Below are 22,800 nucleotides of genomic sequence, written 5' to 3'. Positions count from 1 at the left end.
GCCCCTAATGATCCGAGCTTGTTACTCCGTGCCCACCCTGAGGGGTTATGGCGACCGGAAGGTCCGCTCAGCCGCACGGGCCTGTCCAAGGGCCCTCGTCTCCGCTTAGATGGCACCATGACAGATGCACTGGGTGGCTGGGTTGTCGGCGCAGCGGCGGACTTCACAGCTGGCAAGATCCTCAAGAAGCTAGAGCCACGTGCCATCGCGGGGGAGGTTCACGGAAAGCTGGCGCGACTCGGCATCGACTTCGATGAGCGAGAACTGCTTCTCGCGCTGGAGGGTGGACACCTGGCACAAGAGCTGATCTCGCCGGATGCGGATGCTCTTGTTTCAGCTCGAGCACGTCTGCGCAGCGTTCATCTCCTCTCTGAGATGGCGAGTGACGAAGCCCTTGACGTGATCGTGGACGCCGCCAGATCGGCCGTATTCCAGCGACTCGGCCCTGGACAACAGCTTGATCAGATCCGACAACAACTTGACCGGAACCTAGACGCATCGCGTGCGCATGCACCCAACGCCGCGCAGTTCGAAGCTCAACTCAGGAGCTTCTCGAAGCGGATCAGAGATGATCTCAGAGAACTCCGGAATCTATCTGTCGAGCAAGCTGAGCGGCTGGCAAGTGATCTCGAGGATGTGGCGAGGCGGCGAAGCATCTTGGAGGAATGGTCCCGGCATCCCCCCAAGTGGCTGAGCGACGACTGGCGGGTCCTGGGATGGTTGGGCGAAGCATCCGCGCAGGTCGGCGCGAAAGCATGCTCTCGATCCTGGATCGAGCAAGCCATGGAGCAAGGCGCGCGACCGAGAGCCTACTGGCTCTACTGGCTCGCACACACCACGCCAGCGGACGTCGAAGACGGACTTACGAGCCTACTCTCCGGCGAGTCTGAACATCCCATAGCCAGAGCGGTCCTGCCGGGGCTCCCGATGCAGGAGAGGCTCGAAGCCAGCAAGGCTTGGGCGCCCGAGAGCGCATCTCAACGCGCGCTCCAAGAGTTGATGATCGTGCAGCTTAGCTTCCAAGCCGGTGATGTCGCGGGGGCCATCCAACTCGGCGAGGAAGCTCTCGCGAAGAATGAGAACCATGCTGCCGGCTTGAGCGCAGGTGACTATCTCATCCACAGCGCCGCCGTCTCGAACGGTATAAATCAGCCGGACTACCTCGTGCGGGCGTACGAACTGGGCTTGCAGATCCGCGACGGAGCACGAGGGTATGGCCTGAGTTCTGTGTTGGGCGCTGCGCTGGCAATCCGCGCGTGCATGCCACGGCGGGACTTTCGTTCGGCATGGCGCTTGTCGCAGCCGCCACCAGATGGCGATGCAACTCTGGAAGAGGCCGCAGATCCAGCCGTCAGGGATCTGGGCATACATGTGCTTTTAGATCGCGGAGACGTCGCTGAGGCCGAGCAGCGTGTCTCGTCCAACTCGAGTCCATTCATACGCGCCCTGACGGAGGCTGCCTCGCTGCATGCGAAGGACCTGACGCAGCAGGCCAACGAGGCACTTTCAACTGCGCTAGAGAGCACCGCCGCTGCGGACGAAAAGCTCGAAATCGCCATGGTCCTTGCGCGTCAAGGTGTTCTCCACGCTTGGGTTGCGGAGCTCGCGACCGACAACGGCGATATTGCCGAGGAGCTAAAGGTCATTGCCGGCCTCTACTCAGGCGAGCCCGGTGCAGAATCGCTGGCACGTGGGTTAGCAGCAAGGGACCGACGAGTTGCGTTCCACTATGCGAGTTTCCTGCGCCGCAAAGACCGACCGCACGAGGCTCGTGCGGCTTTCGAGAAGGCGGCCAACCGCTGGGATGCGCCCGACGACTGGCTAGCAGTAGCTGAACTGTGCGCCCATCTCAACGACTCGCCAGGGGTACTGGCCGCCACTTCGAGGGCCGTTTTGGCCGGGGATACGTGGCCAGGGCTGAGTCAAGCGTTGGATTTGCAAGTGCGGGCCGCCGCGCAGCAAGGGGATCCTAGTCTCGCAGTTACTACTGCGCGACGCTTGCTTCGCGTCGACGACAAGAATGTGCACTCGCGCTGGTTACTTGTCCAGGCCTGCCTCGAAGCGGGCAACGGCGCCGAAGCGTTAGAGGCTCTCGTTGGATCAGACAGCGAGATGGTCCCAAATGACCCGGCGCAGGCACTCGCATGGCTTGTCCTCTTCGAGTCTTACGGGAGGGCAGTCGGCGCGGTTGATGCATTCCAGAGCATAGTGGTTAGGTACGCAAGACACCCCGAGATCCGGCAACAGGCAGTGACCGTAATGGCACAAGCGCCTAGCGATTCGACCAATGAACACTTCAACCTCGCGTCTCTGCATCTCGAGTTTGAGGCTCTTGAGCCTGGTAGCAGCCCCGTGACGCTGATCGATGTTGCTGGGCTGGACGGTGAACATATCCTCGAGAAGCTCGTGCAGGCAACTGGAGGCCCTAGACCGCAAAGCGAACTTGATGCGAAAGTAATGGAAGGCTCGATTCCTCTCGGAATCTATGCCGGGTTGGTAGGTCGAAACGCCGCGGAACTCCTCGTCGATTCAGAAGGAATACCGCGCACAACCTGCTGCGAACCGGACGCAGGGCAAGAGGTGGGTATACCGGCCCGAGGCGATGAAGTCGCCCTCGACTTGACCGCAGCTGCGACGCTTGCCGCCCTGCCACCTCAACTTGCCGACTCTCTGAGTCAGCTCTTTGCAGTGACCAGACACCATCGCCATTTGCAGGACGCTCAGGCAGCCGAGCGGTCATTCGCACTGAACAGCGTGGGCTACTTGATTCGTGCCGACGCCGCCTCAAGCGCGAAGTTCGTCTCGACTGATCCCATTTCCCGCGAAAAAACGCGGGCAACCGCACACCGGCTGGTGCTCTTGATGCAACAGGCTCGCGCGGTCTCATCTTCCAGGAACCAGCCTCACCTCGGCGACATCCCGCCACGCTTCGCCTCCGACTCCTGGACGCTTGGCGCCCAGATTGCTCTGGAGACAGGACTACCGCTCTGGTGTGACGACCGAATGACACGACAGCTCCTCGAATCAAGCGGCATTCGCTCGTTCAGTACCGTCGAGCTTATCGTTGAAGCGCAAATTCGTCAGTGGATCACGTACGCCGAAGCTCAGCTGCTTCTAAGCCACCTCCTGGGCCAGTGGATCATTGACGTACCGTTCGACACCACGACATACTCTCTGGCGATCGACCCAGAACAGAAGAGACCCTCACCAGTTCTTGCGGCCCTTGAGCGCTCAGGCCCAGGTCAGGCAAACGAAAAGGTCGACTTCTATATGGCTTCCGCGAAGCGCCTCGTCGCTGATCCGGAGCAGCTGGGAGCCTGGAGTGCCAGCTCGACCAGGTATGTCGCGACGCTTGCGAATGACATGAACGGACTTACGGAACTGCTGGGACTTCTCATGCATCGTTTCCTCACAGCCGACTGGCTCGATCCATCACAGGTCGCCCTAGCGATAGCCGGTCTGCACGCAGAGAGCCCCGTCAGTCAGCTGAAACTCATAGAAGCTGTGCTCCCAAGAGTTTTCAAACACATGGCTCTATCCGTGGGAGTCGAAGCGGCCCTCCGCGATCTCCGATACAGGAGCAGTCAGTTGCCTGATGAAGAGCGGCTCGCCATCCTTGAAGTCATGCTGACCACTTCGGTAGTCGGCAGCGCGGAACCGACGCCCGGCGCGTGAACTCGATCGGGGTTCCGTTTCGATCTAGCGGCTTGGGGCCCGTTCATTTGCGAGAGTGGCCATTCGTGCAGAGTTCACTTCGTTCAGTTCGCGGCTCGCCGCCCCTCTCACCACCTGCCCGAACATGTCGCGTTCTACGTCGTTGTGCTGGGGCCGATCGTGATCCGGGCCTGGACCTGGAGGCGATGAGGGGGTGCGCGCCGAAGATTCTCTGGTCCATCTCGAGGCAGAACGGTGACCCGTGCTGATCCCGCTCAGTCGATTTCGCGGCCATCTGACTCCGAGTCAGGATCGGGGGTGAGCCGCGAGGAATGGAGCCACTTTCCGATGTCCCCGTCCGGAGAGACCAACAGGCGGTTCAGGTGATCGGTCAGATCAACCGCGGCACGCTCGGCAGCAGCCAGCGATTTTGAACGACGCGCCTCTTCCGCTTCTAGGTTGCTCTCGAGGGTGGGGTCCGCATGCCATTTGTAGTGGATGAAAGAGTTCCGTCGTCGTGAAGTCGCCAATATGTCAGCTCGGAGTTCCTCCGGGAATTTGGCACCGAAGAGCAGCTTCCACGTGAGTCCCAGCTTTTCGGGCATGCCGCGACGCATGAGTTCCAGCCCCTCTTTCTCGGACAAGTCAAGCTGGATCGCACGTTCCCTGATGGCACGGTTGAGAATGTGCTCGTAGTAGAGAGCATAGAAGACGAACGCGTACTCGTCTTTGCCGTTTTCGGCGTGGGTACGGGCATCGGTGAGAATGTTCTCTGTGTGGTCCAGGATCATGGTGAAGTCAACGTCACCCGAACGAACGAGCTCCACGAGACGCCGCTTTGCTAGGTCCAACAGATCCTGCCCTGAGACTGCGTCCAGGTCAACTTCCCCTTGGATCACCATGCTTCGAGCTATGCCCTTGATGACCAGCGACGCTATGAGCCCTTTTACGTCCTCGAGCTCAGCGTCCGGATCCGTCTCTTCGTCCTCTGTCATACGTTGGATCCTATGATCTTGAGAACAAACGAAGTTGGTTCCCAGAGCGATGGTGGCTGGTTGTGCATCTCTCGCTCGTGGAGCAGCCACTCGCGCCTGCTCTCCGCCTCGATCTAACGACTGACCTCCACGAGGGGTGGAGCTCGCGTGCTCACGACATCTCGAGGCTAAGGCGATGCCACACAGGAGGTTAGGAAGGCCACAATGACTAACGCAATCGGTTCATGAGGGAGGTCGCCTGTCCGAGCAAGGTCTCCATGCCTGTCAGCTGTGAAATGCGCCGTTCTACTGAAGCGCGCGTGGTCCGTCCACACGTTGAAGCACGTTGCTGTCCCAGGTTCTGCTGGCTTCAAGCGTTAGCGAGGATCCCGGATACTCGTTCGGTCGTGCCAGCTGGGCGTTGGTAGCTGAGAGTGTGAGCATTTCCACACCCTGGCTTGCCCACGCTTCGCGCGCTGCCTCGAAGACATCAACCGCCTGCGGAGATTCACTCTTAGGTGGGTCGTAGATGACCTCAATGAGACTCTCCGGCCCGACGGGCTCAAACTTTTCCGGCTGAACTTCAAAGGATGCACCGTGGTCGCGGAGGGTCGAAATCATGAAGTTCGACGACCGGATCTCCTGCTCGAGCCGGTCGAAGTTCTTCACGTTGAACGACCAAACATCCGTGAGGATGTTGCCCTGCGCCGACTCCCGTAGCAGGTCGAAGTTCACCCGCTGGCGCCCGATGCGGGTCTCAGGACTTTGGAAAAGATCTCGGTTGAGGGTGTACCCGCGCCTCGCGACAAGCGCATCCTTGAGTCGGCGGCGGATTTGGGGGCGGGTAGGGCTGTCCCGCACACGAGTGTCAGCGCGCTCGACAAGATGCGGGAAAAGGAGATCGACTCCCTCGACGGCAGAGGTGACATCTATGGGGAGAGGCTGCGCCAGCTGCAGAGTGTTCGCTTGTCGTACGCGAAGCTGTTCTAGCCATTCACTGGTTGTGGCATCGAGGTCGCTGACACCGTTTTCGATGTTGTGCTGGAACCAGCGCAGCCAGGGACCGACAGTCTGGAGGTCAGCCTGGGTGACGCCCGTAGCGCGCGCTCCTCGAGTTTCGAAACGCGCGTGCCAGTCGCCGCCATCGCGACCGCAAACGATGCCGATGTTTGTGAACTCCCCGCGCGCCACGTTGGGCACGAATCGGATGATCCAGTATCGGTAGAGCACGGGCACCTCCTAGGGGTGCGGGCTAAGCATCGCTAGCTGATCAAGGCGATCGGCTACTGCGGGGGCGCGTCCGCACAAGACGCGTGCCAGTTCTGACATTTCATGCTGGCTGGTGTCCCATGATAGGGGAACTCCGCGGACGACTGCTTCGACGCTGTCGATCTGCAGCCCACGGATGGCTTCTGCCGTACTCAGCAGGCTGGCCCGAGACAGGCGGCGCGCGTCGAGCTCCTGCAGCCAGGCTCGATCCCCGACCCGTTCGATCGAGGCGACTGTCCAGTCCGCTTCACCTGCCAACCAGAATCCGTGATCGAAGGACCAGATCGAGTAGTCATCGTCGGCCGCGTGTAGCCACTGTGGATCGCCGCCGAGACAGAGGTCCCAGAGGCCCAAGATGGCAGCCTGCCGCGACCGATTGTGGTCATAGGCTGTGAACTCCGACCAATCGTCGATGATCGTTGCGCGTTCCAAATTCAATGATGCATGCGCGATCGACGGTCGCAGAAAATGGCCCGGAGCATACTCGAAGCGGACGTGGCGTGGGATCTCCAGGAGTCGAGTTTCTCTAACGGGCGCGCCGATTAGGGAACCGATGCCTGAGACAACGTACTCAGCCACGAGCGTTCGAGACCCTTGAGGATTCCCCGGGGGTTTAACCCAGTACTGCCTGTGGTCGTCGGCCAGCGCGAGGAAGGCGCCAGTTCCGGAATTGTGCGGCTTGAGTACCGCAACAAGACGCAGCATGCCGTCGAGTTCGCTTGGGCGCATGCAGCGAAGCATAGCGGTGCGCCGCATTCACTCGAGTCTGAGGGCGCGCACGGAGCCAGGCTTTGCGACCGTCGATCCATCGAATACGCGAACGAGAACGCTTTTTCCAGCGCTGCACTTGCACAGCATCTTCGAGCCCAAGGAACACAAACAGCAGATCCTTGGCGATGAAAGTGCCCCAGGAGGAGCGAGAAACTGCAGTACGCGGACCCGCATCTGTTGAACTCGCGATGCCCGTGACCAGTAGCCACCCCCTTCCCACCACCGGCCCCAGCATGTCGCGTTCTGCGTCGATGTACTGGGGCCCGTGGTGTTCTCGGAGCTGCGGTGGGCCCAACGCATTACGCAGCTCGTCTTGGTCGCTTCACGATGATGCGCTTCGGGTCAAGCGCTCGTGGTCCTCGCCATTCCGGGCAGAGGTACTCGAGTGTGGCGACAATGCGTTCGTCGAGGTCCTGGCGCCCGTTCTGGCGAGTTCCCCTGATCCGGGTCCGGAATTCGCTGAGCGCGTTGCCGGCGATCTCTTCTTCGCGAGTGCCGTCCGGACGGAACAGGCGGGGGAGCCTGCTGTGCGCTTGCAGGTATCCGAGGACTGCGAGGAGTCGCTCCTCGTCTGTGTCGGGGGCGTCGAGTTCTCTCGATTCGCGTCGCTCCCACTGCTGCGGATGGTCGGTCATGAGCATGTGGACCAGCCACGACTGCTCCTCCGTCAGGGTTCTCGACTGGACACGTCGCTTCGCGATCACGGAGCGGAGCCACTGTCCGAAGTGGCACTCTTCGGGCGAGAATCCCGGAGCGATCCTCTGCCGCGGAAGCCCACCGCGGGTGTACGCGAACGCCTGAGTTTTCAGGAGGTGCGCTTCGAAGGATTCGGTGCATCCGCGCTTCGCGTCGGGGCAGTGGTTGATCGTCATGTCGGATGTATGCGGGCGTGAGGTCTCGAGACCTCTCATGCCGCAACAGATGCGGAACGAGACGTCCCTCCACGTGGAGTGTGTGTTCAGAACTCTCCACGCAGGAAATGTCGGTGGCCGTGCGTACCTTGCACGCATGACCAGCATTCGCACGCTCACGCGCCGCCATGAGTTTGACCTCAGAAGGTTCCGCAGCGAACTCCGCACATCCGACTCGCCCGACTGGCTCCAGTCGAATGTGCCGGTGACCCAGGAGACCGCCCCGAAGCTGCCAGGCTTGGGGCCGGTTCGCTCGACGACAAACCCGCACGCCAACCTGACGATCGTCGGCCAGGTCACCAGCCAAGCCGCGCACTGCCACGATCCGGAACTGGACGGCTTCGTCGTGACCATCTCCGTGGCGGCACACCATCGACTCCTGGGGACCCGGCTCCCGGTCGACGAGGGCGACGCCACAGTGTGGGTCCGGGCGGCACTCGGCGACGAATGGTCGCCGCACGTGTTCACGGCTGATGCCCTCAGCACGACCACAGACGCGCCAGACACCGAGCGCATCCAGCTGACGACGCGGTTCTACTACGTCTTCCTCGACAGCGACGGGAAGCCGCCGCGCGCACCCCAGTCGATGAGTGTGCCACTCACCGCACTCAACTGACCGAAGCGGTGCGGGCCGGCCGCGGTCCGAGCACGCCCGGTGGGGCCCGCGCATATGCTGGCGAGAAACGTGACCGGCGAGGCGCAGAAACTGCTGCTGCAGCCGCCGCGGATCGCTCGTGCTGCGCTCACCGACGGAAGGCCAACGCATGTCCCTGACCGAGCACCTCAAGGATCTGCGTTCACCCCTACGCATTTACCTGGAGCATGTTTCGCCGGAGCTCGGCGAAGTCGAGGAATTCGAGGCCGTAGAACGTCTTCGTGCCGACGCATGGGGGCTCACCCGCCTCTTGAAGACGCGGACGGTATCGCCGAAGCTCCCGCAGGTGGACGGTCCTCGTGCCGGTACAGCCATTGATCTGCGCATGCGCATGGCGCTCGGCGACTTCGACCTGCTGCGGTCAACTGCGCTGGCCGGCGCGGCCGCGCTTCCCGGTCTCGCCCCGGCCGTCACGAACGGGCAGCACAGAGCCGCCGTGCTGCAGGGCTCTTTCGAGGTCGCCGAACGGCTCCTGTCCGCGCCGTCGGATGAGGAGGACCTCGACCTTGCTGCGCTGCTGCTCGCGCAGTGCGAGCAGATCTATCGCGGCGGCACAGGAGTTCTCGCGGGCTCAATCGGGAAGGCCTGTGACCAAGTGCAGGACGGCGAGGAACTCGCGGCGCAACTGGACCCGCTCGCGATCGCGGACATCCGGTCGATGATGTTAGCGAACGAGCAGCCGCTGGCACGGTGGCAAGCGGTCATTTCGGACGGCGGCGAATACGTGCCTGGTCCGACTTTCGCCGGTGGTCGGCTTGTCGGTGGCGCCGATGGCGACTGGATCGTCAACGGGACGCTGTACGACTGCAAGGCCTACTCGACGCTGAGGTCATCCGACCTCCGCGAGTTCCTCCTCCATCTCCTCGCCTACGTGCTGCTCGACCTGGGCGACGAGCACCGCATTCGCGAGGTCGGGCTGTGGTTCCCGCGCCAGGCAATGACACAGGCCTGGCCGGTTGCACGTCTCATCGGCGGCGATCCAGAGGTGCTCCTACCCGAACTGCGCAGAGGACTCGCGGAGGCCGTTCGCCGCGACCGCAGCGAACGGGACTACGACGAGCCGAGCGAAGCCCGACTCAAGATCGTGGTCGCCGAGAATCCTCTGACACGCCCAGCACCGCTCGACTACCTCGCTGATGACGACAGCGAACGTGTGCGCCGTCGGATCGCGCGCAACACCAGCACTGACCCGATTACCCTGCGTCGACTCAGCGCGGACCGGCACTGGACCGTCCGGGAGGGAGTGGCGCTGAACCCAGACACAGCCGCCGACGTCATCGCCGTGCTCCGGGAGGATCGGAGCTGCCTCGTCCGGGAAGCGGCAGAACGGCATCCACGAGCGCCTCGAGTGCAGATCGGGAAGCGACCGAGTGCGGCGGTGAGCTCGGCCCGGGACGTGAGCGAGGGCGTGGCGGTACCCGAGACGGTCGTCGCAGAGTCCGCCCTGGACACCCGCAGAACGCTCGCTGAACTTGCTCAACTTCAGCTGAGGCGTCCGGAGATGGGACCGTCACATTGGGTCCACCAGGTTCTCTGGCTCATGACGTCTCAGAACGCAAGCGTCTTTGAGGGCGGGCTGCTCCCAATCGAGACGATGCGGTGGGAGTGGAAGCGCGGGCGCGCGAATCGTGTGCCGGAGTGGCTCCAGCGTAGCGTTCCGCAAGAGGTCCTCGACGAGTTCTTCAGCCCGGAACAGCCGAGCTGGCTCCGCCGGATCGCCGCACGGTGGAAGTCCGTCGAGGACCACAAAGAATGCCTGGCCCTCTTCGGCGACCCCGACCCAGGAGTTCGCGTGGACGCACTGAAGCGCTCCCGCCCACATGACCACGCGGCTCTCCACCCCATCCTGGAGAACCTCGTCGCCTCGTACGACGCGCGTCTGCTCTTCGGTGGACGCGAGGCAGCCGCCGACGTGCTCGAGTTGGCGATCAGCCACGCGGCGACTCCCGTGGAAGCCCTGATGGAACTCGCTGAGGGGGCGACCAGGGCCAGGCGGCAGCAGCTCGCTGTGCATCCGCGACTGAGCGACGACTTCCGCACGGAGCTCGGCCGGAAACTTCTCACGAGCCGCCGCCGCGACGACCGGGTCTTCTTCGCAGAATCACCTCACACGCCCGAACCGATCCTCCGCGACCTGGCCGCTGTGGCCAGTTCCGAAGTCCGAACCGCGCTCGCCTGCAACCCGTCCGCTCCCGCAACCGTCCTGGACACTCTGAGCGGGTCGACGGACGCGTTCCTGAAGCTCGCATGCCTGGAAAACGCTAACCTACCCCTCGTTCGCGGTGTCGAGGTCGCGGAGGAACTCCTGAGCCTCCGACTGCACGAGCTTTCCTTCCAGGTCCTCGTACTGCTGCAACGGCGCCCCGAGCTCTCACCGCATCGCGCCATCGTCGCCGCGGCTCTGGACGTCGTGTCGAAGCGGCAGTCGTCGGACGCAGACGGGCCATGGCTGGCTTCCGAGCACCACTGCACGAGCGAGGAAAGCCTGACCCTGCTCGCACGCCACTCGCGTGAGGACGTGCGCGCCCAGGTGGCGAAGCATCCTCGAACCCCGGTCGACATCGTCGAGATGCTGGGCAAAGACTCTCAGGAGGTAGTGCGAGCGGCTGCAGCAGCATCGGGACGGAACTCACTAGTGTCGCTGCACCGCCTGGCCCAGGATCCCCATTGGGCAGTCAGGGCAGCGACCGCGAGCGATACCCGCCTGTCGGACGATGCCCTACGTGCGCTCAGGCGGGATGACCACTACGCCGTTCGACTCGCTGCGACGCGGAACCCAGCTACCCCGGAAACGCCACCCGCGAGCGACTCGAACGAACTCGAGACAGCGCCTGGAGTTGGAAGCCATGAGCTCGAGGGCTCAGACCAACAACGACGGCTGATCGCGCTGGCATCTAGCACCAAGGCTCAAGACCGCCAGGAGGCGGGATACGACGACGCAGCGAGCTTGGGGATACTCACTGCGCTCGCCGGCGACCCGCGGAGCTACAAGGTCCGTTGCGTCGCCGCCGGGAACCCCAACACGAGCGAGGCCCTTCTTCGCTTGCTCGCTGAGGACGACCGCCAGGAAGTCCGTCAGGCGGTCGTTCTCAACCCTGCTGCTTCCACCGACGTTCTCCTTGGGCTCGCCTCGCAGGACGCAGACCTCGCACTGCTGGTCGTCTTCAACCCAGATGTACCAACGGACGTGCTCAATGTACTGGCGGCGGATCACGACAAGCTCATTCGATTCGTCGCAGGTGAGGCGCTCCGAGCCCGTCGACCCTGAAGAGATTTCGGCGTCGCCCCCGACACAAAGCTCGACGTTAACGACACGGATCAGCGCAGGTGTCGGCGAGAACCTCGAACAGGTCGTGGAGTTGACCGGACTCGAACTTGCTCTCACGCGTCTGCTGCCTGCGGGTGGGCTCTCCGGTCGCAGTGAAGTTCTTCGTGCTCCCGCGGCGCGAACACTTAAAGCGCTGCAGGCCCGTAGTCGGCGATCTCGTTCGGTACCAGGTAGCGGCCTCCGCCTGCGTTCAACCTAGAGGCCAGTTCAGTTTCATTGAATACGCGTCTAGATTGAACGGCCCAGCTACCCGCCCCGGGCTCGGTGCGGGTCGATCGCGAAGACCGGTGCCGTCGGCGCTTCCAGTTCCTGCGGGTCGAACGCCTCGTCGATGCTGATGCCGATGCGGTCCGCGACCTCCTGCACGATGAGCTTGGTGAAGATCTCGTCCCCGTCAGACTCGCCGGGCGTGCGCGGGACCAAGCGGTAGCGGCCGGCGGGTCCGACGAGGTCGTTGAGGATGTCGTGCACAGCCGCGTCGAGGTAGGTCGGCGGGAGCTCCCGACGGACGGGCGCGGGCCGGTCGAGGAGGATCGTGGCGAGCGGCATGGCCGGGTGACGTGAGGCGGGGATCGAGTCCGCGAAGTCGAGGTACTCCGGGCGCTGCGGCGACGCCGGGCTCTCGGTCCAGAACGAGTCCTCGGCAACGTCGTCATCGACGCGCGCGAGCATCGGTGGGCGCGCGAACACCTCGGCGGTGTCGGTCGCGTCGGTGGTCGTGGTGCGACGGCGGAAGGGCCACATGGTGGGGCGTCCTCTGATTCGGCGGTGTCTGGTCACCCCGTCTATGCGGGCACGCCAAAGGCCCCAGCGAAACAGGGTCGCAGGGGCCTTCGAAGTGGAGCGCGCGCGGACTACTCGCTGTCGGCGTCCGCCTCCTGGTGCTTGGCGGCGATCGCCTCGAGTTCCGCGTCCAGACCTGCGGTCACCATCTCGATGACGCGGCCCAGCCCGTCGAGGATGACGGAGTAGTCGGCGTCGCCGGAAGCCTCGTGCTGCTCCAGGTAGTCCCCGGTCTGCCCGAAGTACTGCTCCGCCGCCACCTGCGCGCCACCTTCGATGGCGATGAGGTCCGGCAGGTGCAACGCCGCGAGAGCAGGCGCGAGAGACTCCGCGAGGAGCTTCGGCTCAGCGGGGGAGTCGTCACCGGGGGTGACGAACCCGCGACCCTCGTTGGCGATGATCTCGCCGAACGTGACGAGACCCATGAGGGTGCGGACGCGGGCGTGGTCGACAGCGAGCTCCGCGGCGACGTCGGACGCCCAGTTCGGGTTCGACGCGGCGTCGTCGGGGGTCGCGAGGATCGGCTGCAGATCAATGCTCGCGAGCTCCGGATCCTCGGCGCCTGCGAAGAACGCGAGCACGCGCTGCTGCACGGCAGGGTCGTCCGCGTCGAGACCAGCGAAGGTCATGAGCACGTCGAGCCAGGTGCCGGTCTCAGCGTCGTAGAGGCCAGACCCTTCCATCTCGAGCGCGACGCGCAGACCGAACTCGTCGGTGCCCTCCATCGACAGCTCGCCCGTCACCGGGTGCTTGGAGACGGACGGGAGGGACACCTCGAGCGGGAGCCAGAACAGCGGATGCCAGAGCAAGCCGCCGCTCATGCTCGGATAGGGGTCCTCATCCGGCCAGCGAGGCGCGAGCGGGAACGCGATCGAGTCCGGAGACACGATCGCGTCCGCTGGCAGACCCGTCTCGTCGAGGAAGCCCGCGAAACGGGCCATGAGGATGAAGGGGTGGGTGGGGGCAGAGGCGAGGTCGACGAGGGATTCACCGGGTTCGGTGACCCAGGAACGACGTGACGGGATGGGAGTCAAAAGGGGTGTGCTCGCAATCGGGATGAGGTGGAGTGGGCGTGGTCGGCCGCACCCTCGCCTCCGCAGGAAGGGTGCTGCAGGGACACTATGCGGGGACCGATTCTGGACGCCGCCGAGGGGCAGCTATCAGGGCTAGAGCACCCACGCCTAGAAGTGGTGCAGCATGATCTACACGTGAACTGCGCCATCCCCAGAGCATGTAAGCGTGTAAGAACTGGTCGCACCGTTCAAGCGTTACCCTCAGAGAATGCATAACGATGACGCGCTCTGTAGTCAGCCATGTCCTGGTCGCTGATCACGAAGGTAGCGAACTTCGTTTCTAGGGGGAGCAGAAAGCCCTCGAAGATGCCGTCGAGGGCCCCGGGTGAAGACGATAAGTATGAGCTGTCGGACGAAAGGCTCGTCAGCTCGATGCTGGATGCGGTCGGTTCTTGGCCGAGGTGGTGCCATCGTCGCATCGACAGGTACGAGCCGACAGACGGCAACCGTGGGCGCCTGAAGCATTCGATCGACATGACTTTGCCGTCAGATCCTCATTTCGCGTATGACCCGAGCCAGCGAGGCCTCAAGTCCAGTGGGGACGTGAAGGGTCAGGTGCTAGCTCCGATCGCCATCGTGGAGAAAAAACCGCTCCACGAGTTCGACGTTGACGTTGTGGGAACCAAGTCTGTTCCAACACTGACTCGACGCGAGAACGAGCGATTGACGGTGGCGATACTCTCGCTGGCGTACGCGAGAACCCTCGGGGTCGCAGTGCGCGATCTCGACCCTCTGCTCATCGACGCGCTGAAACACATCGTGGGGAACTCGGACAACGCACACGAGGTTGCTGTCGCTCTAACTGAGCACGGCCTGTACGGCGAGCACGACGTCATCGATCACCGGCTCATTGGTTCGAAGCTGGCCACATTCACCAGGGATCTGAGTACGGGTTTCATCATGTACCTACTTCTTCCCGCGACAAAGCTAGGGGCACGTTCGCTGGTCAAGGTCTCCTACTTGTGGTCGACCAACTCAACCGGGGGCATCAAGTGGCTGCAACTGCTAGCTTCCGCCCACCAGCTTTACCTTCCGTTGACGGCTCCCAGCGACGCGGAGTCGTATCACCTTGAGTTCGTGGTGCCATCCGGGGTTGCATGCACTGTGCTGACTCTCCCCAAAGGATCCGACAGTGATGGACGACATGCGGCTTTGCAGCGCAACGACACGTCCGCGCACGTGCACGCGAAATTTCTTTCGGCTCCCGCCAGGGATGGGTTAGTCGAACTCACTAGTCTCGGGTCACCAGCTCATCTACAGGCTGGCCTCTTCCTTACGTTCACTGCGTCGGTGCTCCTGGCGTTCGCCGCATGGGGTGATCCCATTGGCCTCGCATCGAGCGGCGGGAGTGCGGTCAGTGTTCTCCTCTCCTTCCCCGCTCTGTTGTTCGGAATCTCTGCCGCTCGACACGGCTCGACGCTCGCCGACAACCTCGCGATGCCCTTCAGGGTCACCGTCGGTCTGTGCGCTTTGCTGTTCTTTATATTTGCGGCGTCGCCGGTTCTGATTGCCACGGGCACGTCTCTGGAATTTGCTTGGTGGTTCCTCGCTCTGGCGGCCTCGGTCGGGTGGTTGCTGTTCCTAGTGCAGACGCTCGTGGCCTTCATCTGGTTCCTGACCAGATCGGCGCGTCTCGGCAAGTACTGATTGTCCCGAGACCAACCCACGCATAGAGTGAGGGTGTCGAGGAGGTCAAGATGCCCAAGAACGAGAAGCCTGAGACCAAGCGTGTCGGGCTGTGGTCCACAAAACCGACGCAGGTCACCCGGTTCGCTGTGCGGCGCGAGGCGCCCGTGCAACGTCCCAATGACGACAGGCGAGACGTCTTCAAGTCTCCCGACAGCAAGGTTGGGGTTCCACGCTACGCGTTGTAAATCTGGCTCGGACTAAACCGCCTCGTCCCTCAGGGCCGAGGCGGTTTTCGCGAAGTGACGTGCGGGGTCGATCTGAGCGAGCTGCAGGACGGCGACTTTGGGGTCGAACGGGAGCGCCTTGGGGGAAGCGCAACTGTGACAGCGCCGGTGGAGACGTGACCGCATAGAGGCGGCATGGACTCTTCCTCGGGGCCGATCTGGCGGACCAAGCTCGCGGCGATCTTCCGGCCCCGGCGGTCCCGATGGCGCGGCCGAGCGACGCAGGTGACGAGGTTCGCCGTCGTGCGGGAGGCGCCGCGGCCCAACACTGGCACCTCGAACATCCTCCGCTCGCCGACGAGCAAGGTCGGGAGGTCCCGATTCAACGAACCTAGCCCGAAACCAAAAGGACCCCCGCAGGGGGCGTCATCGTGCGCACGAGAGAGGCCGCGAGGGTGCTGGTGATGCGACTGTAGCACCGCGTAGCGGACACGCCGATCGCTGCACTACCCGCGCTCGCGCATAGAAAGGGCATGACCTTCCCGAGCGCCGAGCGCCTCTCCGCCCACTCATCCCTCCTGCACGCCCGTTCCGAGCACGCACTCCGCGGGATCCCGGACAACACCTTCGACGCGATCGTCACCGACCCGCCCTACGAGTTGGACTTCGCACGGCAGGTGAACCAGTCGTGGGACGCGACGGGGATTGCGTTCTCCGTCGACGTCTGGGCGGAAGCGATGCGGACGGTGAAACCCGGTGGGAACCTCATCGCCTTCGGTGCACCGCGCACGCACCATCGGCTGGTGACGGCGGTGGAGAACGCCGGCTGGGAGGTGCGCGATGGCATGGTGGCGTGGGTGAAGTCGTACGGGTTCCCGAAGCGGCTGGAGCTGCAAGAGCTCCTCGTGAAGCGCGGCCACCCGGACCTCGCGGAGCGGTTCGCGGGGGCGCAGAACATCATGAAGCCCGCACACGAACCCATCCTCATCGCCAGGAAACCGCTCGACGGGGACCTGGTCGACAACATCATCCGGCACGGCGTCGGCGGGCTCGGCATCGACGCGTGCCGGGTCCCGACTGACGATGACCGCTCCCGCCCACCCGGGAAAGCGATCGCGGGGGATGTGCTGAACATGTCCCGCGGGTCGGCGCCGTCCTCGAGCCATCCGGGCGGACGGTGGCCGACGAACATGCTCCTCATCCACGGCCCCGACTGCGTCGAAGGCGGCCCCTGCGAGATCGGATGCCCGGCCGCAAAGCTCGAGCTGCAGAAGCGCGGGTCGTCGCGGTACTTCCCGCAGTTCCACTACTCCGGGCGGGCATCCGGCCGGGAACGGCCCATCGTCGACGGCGTCCGCCACCACACGGTCAAGCCCGTCGCGCTCATGGAATGGCTCGTAAAGCTCGCCTGTCCAGTCCCCGGCATGAAGATCCTCGACCTGTTCGCCGGCACCGGCGCGACTGCCGAGGCTGCCGAACGGGTGGGCCTCGGCCACGAGACGCTGCTGATCGAGCAGAGCGCGGACCACATCCCGCTCGTGCGTGAGCGGTTCCGGTCGCTCGTGCCCGCATAGCCAGGCGACCAACCACTCATCAGATCAGGAAAGGGCGCGACCATGACCGGCAACGCCACCCACTACGAGGTGCTCGCCGTTGCAGAAGACGCGTCCGAGGCCGACATCAAGCGCGCCTTCCGCGGCCTCATCCGCGAAGTCCACCCCGACATGGGCGGCAACGACCCTGCCCGGGCGGCGCTCATCACCGAAGCGTTCGACGTGCTCTCCAAGCCCGACTCCCGACACCTCTACAACGCGGACCTGCGCCAAACGCGCGAGCGGAATCAGCCGCGCGCCTCCTCGAGCTCGTCCGCCAGTAGGTCGGCTCAGAAGACTGCGCCGGCGTCACCTCGCCTGGACCTGACACAATGCGACGGGCCGATGGAAGCGCCGACGCGGCTCCCGAAGGATCAGCGTCCCGGGAAGTCCGGGTGGTGGATCGCTGCGATCGTACTGAACGTGCTCATGGTCGTCGTCCCGGTGTTCGCGCTCATGCACGGCGACTGGGCGTTCTGGCCTGCCGACATCTCGGTCGTCTCGCACAAGACGACGCTCCTGGCCGTGTGGGCGACGATCCTCGCCCTGCCCACGCTGGTGTCCCCGCGCTGGTCGGTGTTCCAGATCGCGATGCCGATCCTGACGGTCCTGATGCTTGCCCTGATGCTGCTCCTCACCTGGTTCAGGTGGACGCCCATCGTCGAGTTCTTCGTCCTCTCGTCCGAGAAACCGTGGCTCATGCCGATCATCGTCGCGCTCCCCACCTATGGAGTGCTGTTCCTCCGCAACGTCACCGTCGGCGGCCTCATGGACGCTCTTGGCTACCGGCACGCGCGGATCAGCATCGAGAGGCGCGACGAGGGCGCGCGCCGGTGGGCGGCGTTCGTGAACGAGCATGCTCCGAACGGTGTCGTGGGCCAGGTCATGCAGGTCGGCCCAAGCGTGCCCGGCAAGCGGGAGCTGCTCATCGACACCCTCGAAGGCGACCGAGTGTCGGTGCGCGCGTGGATGATGAGCACCACTCCCGAACCTGGCGAGTGGGTGCTGGCGTTCAACGACCAGGACACGGAAGTCGCCCGCATCTTCATCGCGGACTTCACCGCGTGGCTTAAGTGGACCGAGGATCCGTGTCGGACACCGGCTCGCGCATAGGGGAAGGGATACGACTCTGCGCCGGAGGAGTTGACGACCACCCGCACGCTCTTCGCGAAAGGCTCCCATGTCCGCTTCCACCTTCACTCGCCAGCGACGGACGGTGACCGCGCTCGGCGTCGGCTCCGTCGCGCTGATCGCACTTGCCGCGTGCGCTCCGACCTCGAACGTCGCCGACAGCACCCCCGATCCGACGAAGACGCAGGGCTCCTCCGTGCCGTCTTCGACCGCCCCAGCGACCCCGCGTCCGACCGTGCCTCAGGCCGTCAGCGATGCGCCGCCGCTCACCTCCCCATCCCCGTCGCCGACCACGAACGGCGACCGCGATGACACGTACGTCGTCGTGAACCCGAACACCCTCATCCCGCCAGCCGGCGGCAACGGCAACGGCAACACGAGCGTTGAAGCGTCACCGGAGCTTCCGAACTTCGCGCCGCCCGTCGGCGGGGTCATCACGAACCCCGTCGGCGGTGGCACTGGTGGCGACAGCGGCGGCGGTGCAACCCCCGGCACGCCCGGCGACGGGGGCACGAACCCCGGCGGTGGCGGAACGAACCCCGGCTCCGGCGACGGAGGCACAACGCCGACCGACCCCACGGACCCGACCGACCCCACCGACCCGACGGACCCCGAGACGCCGGAGAACCCGGTCATCGCGGGGCTCCACGAGGCGGACGTGACGCAAGACATGCTCACGGCGTTCATCGAGCAGTACAACGCCATCCGCGCGGAGAACGGCCTGTCCGCGCTCCCCGCCGATCGCTTCCTCGTCGGCACGGACGCGTTCTCGTTCAAGCCGGGGGAGCAGGCAGTCGAGCTCAGCCTCGGCACCATGCCCGCGGACCCGCACGCCGGTCAGGTTGTTCCGTCCAACGAGGCGACGTGGCTCAGCACGAACGCGGGCCCGCTCGAGAGCCTTGGCACGGCCGCCGCGAATACGTGGTGGGAGAACGCCGCCGACCGCGACATCCTCTACCAGACGGGGGCTGGCCAGTCCTACGGTGGTCCGCTCGATCTGTCCACGTGCCTCGTGATCAACTTCGCCGTCGTCAACACCGGTGGCGCGGGTTCCGCGTCGTGGGTGCCGTGCGGTGACTCGTACACGACCGGCGAGGGCGTCGTCATCCCGCTCGTGCCCGCTCCCACGGCGGTCCCGTCGCTCCAGGAGACGACGCCGACGAACGGGATCACCGCGCGCACGCAGTCCACCGCAACCCCGACGCCGACAGGAACCGACATGACGACCATTGACACACCCGCCCCAGCACAACTCACGACGGAAACCGAGGCGGCGTACGTGCCCGCGCCGGCCGTGGACGAGGGGGAGGACCTGAGCTTCTGGCTGCCGCCGACCCTGGACGCCGAATCGGGGCCTGCCGAAGCGAAGCCGGACTACGCCAGCGAGGTAGCCGAGCCGGTCGAGGCAGACGCTGAGGTGTTCGTCGAGACAGCGGAAGTGGACGTCGTCGAGGAGACAGTATCCGCCGTCGACGCGGAGCCCGCGGTCGAAGCCAGCGAGACCTCCGAGGCGGAGTCGCCGATCTTCGCGCAGACGGCCGCTGACCTCGGCATCGATATCGCCCCCGGCAGCTAGCCGATCGAGCATCCGGACCAGGCCGTCACCGCGACTTCTGCGGTGGCGGCCTAGTTGTGAGTTCCGCCGCACACAGTGCGGGAAGAGCACCCCACACCCGCCGACAGGAGCCCCCGTGACCAACTTCGACGCCGACAAGGCCCGCGAGCAGCACCGCGGCCACGGCACCCAGCCCGGACAGTTCGGCTTCCAGGGACACTCGGCCCCCGCGCTCGATGAGTCCGCGTTCGCCACCCAGGTCGACAGCTACGACACCGCGGCCGAGGTCATCGACAAGCTCCGTGACGAGGCCGGCGCCACCGAGGAGCGGGCGCGCATCCTCGAGCTCGCAGCGCTCGGCAACGACGACATCAATCAGGCGCTCATCGAAAACTCCGCCACCCCCGAGGATCTCGTCACCGACCTCATCGAGAGCGACGAGACCGCGGCCATGACGATCGCCGCCGCCCGCCGAGACGAGCTGCCCGTGATCGCGTCCGAGGTCATGTGGACGAGCCAGGACCCGTTCCGCCGCAAGCACGTCCTCGCGCACCGGTCTTGCCCCGACCATGTGCTTGAGGCGGGTGCCACCAGCCCCGACGCGGACGAGCGCTTCCAGGTCGCCGCGTGGGCCGACCGGCCCCTGCCGGAGGCTGTGCGGGAACGGCTGCTCGTCGATGAAGACCCTCGGGTGCTTGCCGCCGCGGCCAGCAACGGCACGCTCACCGAGGAAGATGCCGACGCGCTCAGCCAGCACTCGCTCGCACGCGTGCGCCACTCGGTGGCCGCCAACCCGACGACTCCACGCGCCGTGCTCGAACGGCTTATACTCGACCCCGACCGCGCCACGAACGTCACCGCCACCGCACGCCTGAACGGACGCAACTGATGACGCAGCTCAGCTCGGACGCGCGAGCACGACGAGAGCAGGCCCGCGGCAACGGCACCGTCGGCGGCCAGTTCGGCCACCAGCAGCACTCGGCGCCGGTGGGGGAGCTCGAGACGGTCTACCCGTACGAGGCGATGACGCCGTTTGGCGTCGACACCGAACTCAACGAGGTCCTCGACCGGCTGTCGGCCGCGGAGCAGATGAAGGCGGTCGCGCTGCGTCAGGTCGACGTCCTCCAGCACGCCGACGAACGTTTCCGCTACGGCATGACCCGAGTTCAGCGTCTTGAGCAGGCGCAGGTCAAGGTCGAGGAAGCCCGCGCTATCATCGAACCGCTGCGCGCGCAGATGAACTTGATCGACGAGGAGCACGCCCGTCGTGGTCGGTGGCCGCGCGCGTTCGTCGTCCCGCAAGGGCACGTCCACTCGTCCCTCGGCTGTTCCACCTGCTATCCGACGACTCGGTTCCAGCTGCTGCCGGAGTACTCGGACAGGGCCGAGACCGAGCTCGTCGAGGACGCAGGCGACCGAGCCTGCACCGTCTGCTTCCCCTCAGCGCCCGTCGACCGGCCGACGAAGATGGAGCTGCCGGAGGAACGCCAGGCGCGCGAAGCCCGACAGGTGCAGACGCATGAGCGGGACGAAAAGAAGCTCTCGGCCGCCGCGAAAGCCATCGCCGCCCCAAACGGGGAGCCGCTCAAGATCGGCGCGTGGGCATCGAGGTGGCCGCAGACGATCAAGACCGAACGAGCCGCGATGACGGAAGCGAAGTCACAGCTGCGGGAGGTCGGTACCGTCCTCTACATCGCCGGGAAGGTCGACTGCTCGCCCGAGCACCGGACGAAGATGCTCGCCCACTCGGAAGGGCACGGCGCCGACTTCGGCCGGCTTGTCGACGCGATCGCCGCGAAGCAAGGCAAGACCCCGGACGAGGTGGTGGCCGAGTTCGCCGGCCGCTGGCGGAAAGATAAGGAGTTCCGCGAGATGACCGAGGACCTCGCGGGGGAGCGCATCCCCGGCACCGACCTGACCTGGCCGGACGTATATCCGGTTGAGTAGGCAATCAGGCCACAAACGCGCAGCGGTCAGTTCCGGGTGACTACTGGGGGATAGACGTTTTCTTCGAGTCTGGTGCAGAGGCCTGAGGCGAAGAGTTGGTCGGCCACTACATCTGCCGCTTCCAGCGCCGCAACGACTCGTGAATCTCTGATGGTGCTCGGCGAGATGGTCGGGTCAACATCTGGAGGTAAGTCCACCTTCACCACGATGGCTCGTTCGCCCAGGTTTTCGATCTCCTCGTCTACTGCAGCTCTGTGGGAGAGAGCTTCGTCGAGATCGTGAGCGATGCTCGACTGGTCTGTTTCGGATCGATGCAGCACGGCATGTTGGAGGAGTTGCCGTGACTCTCTCAACCACACAGCCACAGCCCCATCGAACGGCAGTGTGGACAGTGCCTCGACCGTGAGAGAGTCTCGGATCTCGGTAGCCTCGTAGTGGTAAGAAACGTATCGTTCGGGCGGGCTTCGCAGGAGCATAAAGGTCTGGACGGCCCGCTCGGGGGACAGGACCTCGTCGATACTCTTCCCAGCAACATTTGCAGCGAGATCCAAGGCACTCGTCAGCCCATACGACAATCTGTCTGCGAGGCGGCGGGAGAAAACCGGCACAAAAGACTTGATCGTTGTGCTGAGCACCACAACCCCTGTGCACTGTGGATGCGTGGCCCCGACAGGCGCAGACGGGCGTGCATAGACCGGTGACGAGAATGCAACCGACCCCAACTTGGACTCCGCTCGAGATGCGTCAAGTTTCTGTAGGAGCGCCCCGAACACGTCAAGAGCTGCGTCGTGGGTGATGTTCTCGAGGTCGGAATGAGCGAAGGACAGTCGGGTGGATAGATGCAAAGGGTCAGCAGGGGGGCCAGAAAAGGCACCACTCACAGAAAGTGACCAACCCGGTGTCTGGGACACGGCTAGCGCGAGATCTGAAAGGCGGCTGCGGTGCCGTTCGTCACCTCGAACTGCATAGAGGTCCGCCAGCTCCGCCTGTAGGGACGACATGCGTACCGCCATCTCGACTTGCGATCGTGCCGCATATGACGGCGGTAGCGCCTCAATCACGATGGCAAGTTCGACAGGGTCACGTCCCAAGGCGCGGGCTATCGCGGGTAGAAACCGTACCTGTGGACGAGTGTCCCCTCGTCGCCACTTGGCGATGGTGTTCTCAGAGACTTCGTAAGACTGCAGTTCCAAGGCCAGCGAAGCGTTTCCGACGCCCTGCCCGTCCATGGCACTCACCAGCCAAGGCGCGAAACCCGTCCAGGAGGATTCAGTTCTGTTGGCCACCACACGCTCCTGTCAATA

The 22,800-nt window shown here is 64.4% G+C and carries 16 protein-coding genes; 9 read left to right on the top strand and 7 right to left on the bottom strand.

What is annotated here, in order from left to right; translation table 11 throughout:
- The first annotated feature begins 117 nt into the window (after positions 1–117).
- Positions 118–3,675, top strand: coding sequence for a hypothetical protein (locus tag C5E06_RS18965; protein WP_146081343.1), 3,558 nt, complete (start codon positions 118–120; stop codon positions 3,673–3,675).
- 254 nt (positions 3,676–3,929) lie between these two features.
- Here the strand turns inward: C5E06_RS18965 and C5E06_RS09475 are convergent, their stop codons facing one another.
- The 4 genes from C5E06_RS09475 to C5E06_RS09460 all read right to left on the bottom strand — a co-directional run bounded on the left by C5E06_RS09475 (position 3,930) and on the right by C5E06_RS09460 (position 7,540).
- On the bottom strand, positions 3,930–4,649 hold the full coding sequence (locus C5E06_RS09475) for a hypothetical protein (protein WP_104306687.1): 720 nt from the start codon (positions 4,647–4,649) through the stop codon (positions 3,930–3,932).
- 285 nt (positions 4,650–4,934) lie between these two features.
- Positions 4,935–5,858: a DUF3037 domain-containing protein gene (locus C5E06_RS09470; protein ID WP_181062924.1), complete on the bottom strand. Its 924-nt coding sequence runs from the start codon at positions 5,856–5,858 to the stop codon at positions 4,935–4,937.
- A 9-nt stretch (positions 5,859–5,867) separates the two neighbouring features.
- A complete protein-coding gene (locus tag C5E06_RS18960; RefSeq protein ID WP_146081342.1) occupies positions 5,868–6,626 on the bottom strand; it encodes a hypothetical protein in 759 nt (252 codons plus the stop codon).
- Between the two features lie 341 nt (positions 6,627–6,967).
- A complete protein-coding gene (locus tag C5E06_RS09460) occupies positions 6,968–7,540 on the bottom strand; it encodes a hypothetical protein (protein ID WP_104306684.1) in 573 nt (190 codons plus the stop codon).
- A 136-nt stretch (positions 7,541–7,676) separates the two neighbouring features.
- Between C5E06_RS09460 and C5E06_RS09455 the strand changes: the two genes are divergently transcribed.
- Both C5E06_RS09455 and C5E06_RS09450 read left to right on the top strand, forming a co-directional pair.
- Positions 7,677–8,195, top strand: coding sequence for a hypothetical protein (locus C5E06_RS09455; RefSeq protein ID WP_104306683.1), 519 nt, complete (start codon positions 7,677–7,679; stop codon positions 8,193–8,195).
- A gap of 364 nt (positions 8,196–8,559) precedes the next feature.
- Positions 8,560–11,502, top strand: coding sequence for a hypothetical protein (locus tag C5E06_RS09450; protein WP_104306682.1), 2,943 nt, complete (start codon positions 8,560–8,562; stop codon positions 11,500–11,502).
- Between the two features lie 306 nt (positions 11,503–11,808).
- On the opposite strand, the gene C5E06_RS09445 is transcribed toward C5E06_RS09450, so the two are convergent.
- Both C5E06_RS09445 and C5E06_RS09440 read right to left on the bottom strand, forming a co-directional pair.
- Entirely contained in the window at positions 11,809–12,306 is a 498-nt protein-coding gene (locus tag C5E06_RS09445) for a hypothetical protein (RefSeq protein ID WP_104306681.1), read from the bottom strand.
- Positions 12,307–12,416: 110 nt separating this feature from the next.
- Positions 12,417–13,379: a hypothetical protein gene (locus tag C5E06_RS09440; protein WP_104306680.1), complete on the bottom strand. Its 963-nt coding sequence runs from the start codon at positions 13,377–13,379 to the stop codon at positions 12,417–12,419.
- Between the two features lie 279 nt (positions 13,380–13,658).
- Between C5E06_RS09440 and C5E06_RS09435 the strand changes: the two genes are divergently transcribed.
- The 6 genes from C5E06_RS09435 to C5E06_RS09410 all read left to right on the top strand — a co-directional run bounded on the left by C5E06_RS09435 (position 13,659) and on the right by C5E06_RS09410 (position 21,496).
- Positions 13,659–15,065, top strand: coding sequence for a hypothetical protein (locus C5E06_RS09435; protein ID WP_104306679.1), 1,407 nt, complete (start codon positions 13,659–13,661; stop codon positions 15,063–15,065).
- Between the two features lie 739 nt (positions 15,066–15,804).
- Positions 15,805–16,845: a DNA methyltransferase gene (locus C5E06_RS09430; RefSeq protein WP_104306678.1), complete on the top strand. Its 1,041-nt coding sequence runs from the start codon at positions 15,805–15,807 to the stop codon at positions 16,843–16,845.
- A 42-nt stretch (positions 16,846–16,887) separates the two neighbouring features.
- Entirely contained in the window at positions 16,888–17,976 is a 1,089-nt protein-coding gene (locus tag C5E06_RS09425; RefSeq protein ID WP_104306677.1) for a J domain-containing protein, read from the top strand.
- A gap of 67 nt (positions 17,977–18,043) precedes the next feature.
- Complete coding sequence (locus C5E06_RS09420) at positions 18,044–19,570, top strand: hypothetical protein (protein ID WP_104306676.1); 1,527 nt, start codon at positions 18,044–18,046, stop codon at positions 19,568–19,570.
- A 115-nt stretch (positions 19,571–19,685) separates the two neighbouring features.
- On the top strand, positions 19,686–20,438 hold the full coding sequence (locus tag C5E06_RS09415) for a hypothetical protein (protein WP_104306675.1): 753 nt from the start codon (positions 19,686–19,688) through the stop codon (positions 20,436–20,438).
- Positions 20,438–21,496 (top strand): hypothetical protein, encoded by a 1,059-nt coding sequence (locus C5E06_RS09410; protein WP_104306674.1) that lies wholly within the window; start codon positions 20,438–20,440, stop codon positions 21,494–21,496. Before C5E06_RS09415 ends, C5E06_RS09410 begins: the two co-directional genes overlap by 1 nt.
- Positions 21,497–21,522: 26 nt before the next feature.
- Here C5E06_RS09410 and C5E06_RS18955 read toward each other — a convergent pair whose 3' ends face one another.
- Complete coding sequence (locus C5E06_RS18955; protein ID WP_146081341.1) at positions 21,523–22,131, bottom strand: hypothetical protein; 609 nt, start codon at positions 22,129–22,131, stop codon at positions 21,523–21,525.
- Positions 22,132–22,800: the final 669 nt, after the last annotated feature.

Origin of the sequence: Pseudoclavibacter sp. RFBI5, from assembly GCF_002931395.1 — a bacterium.
Classification (GTDB): domain Bacteria; phylum Actinomycetota; class Actinomycetes; order Actinomycetales; family Microbacteriaceae; genus Pseudoclavibacter.
Note: the sequence above shows the minus strand (reverse complement) of the source record. Positions and strands in the feature narration are given on the sequence as shown.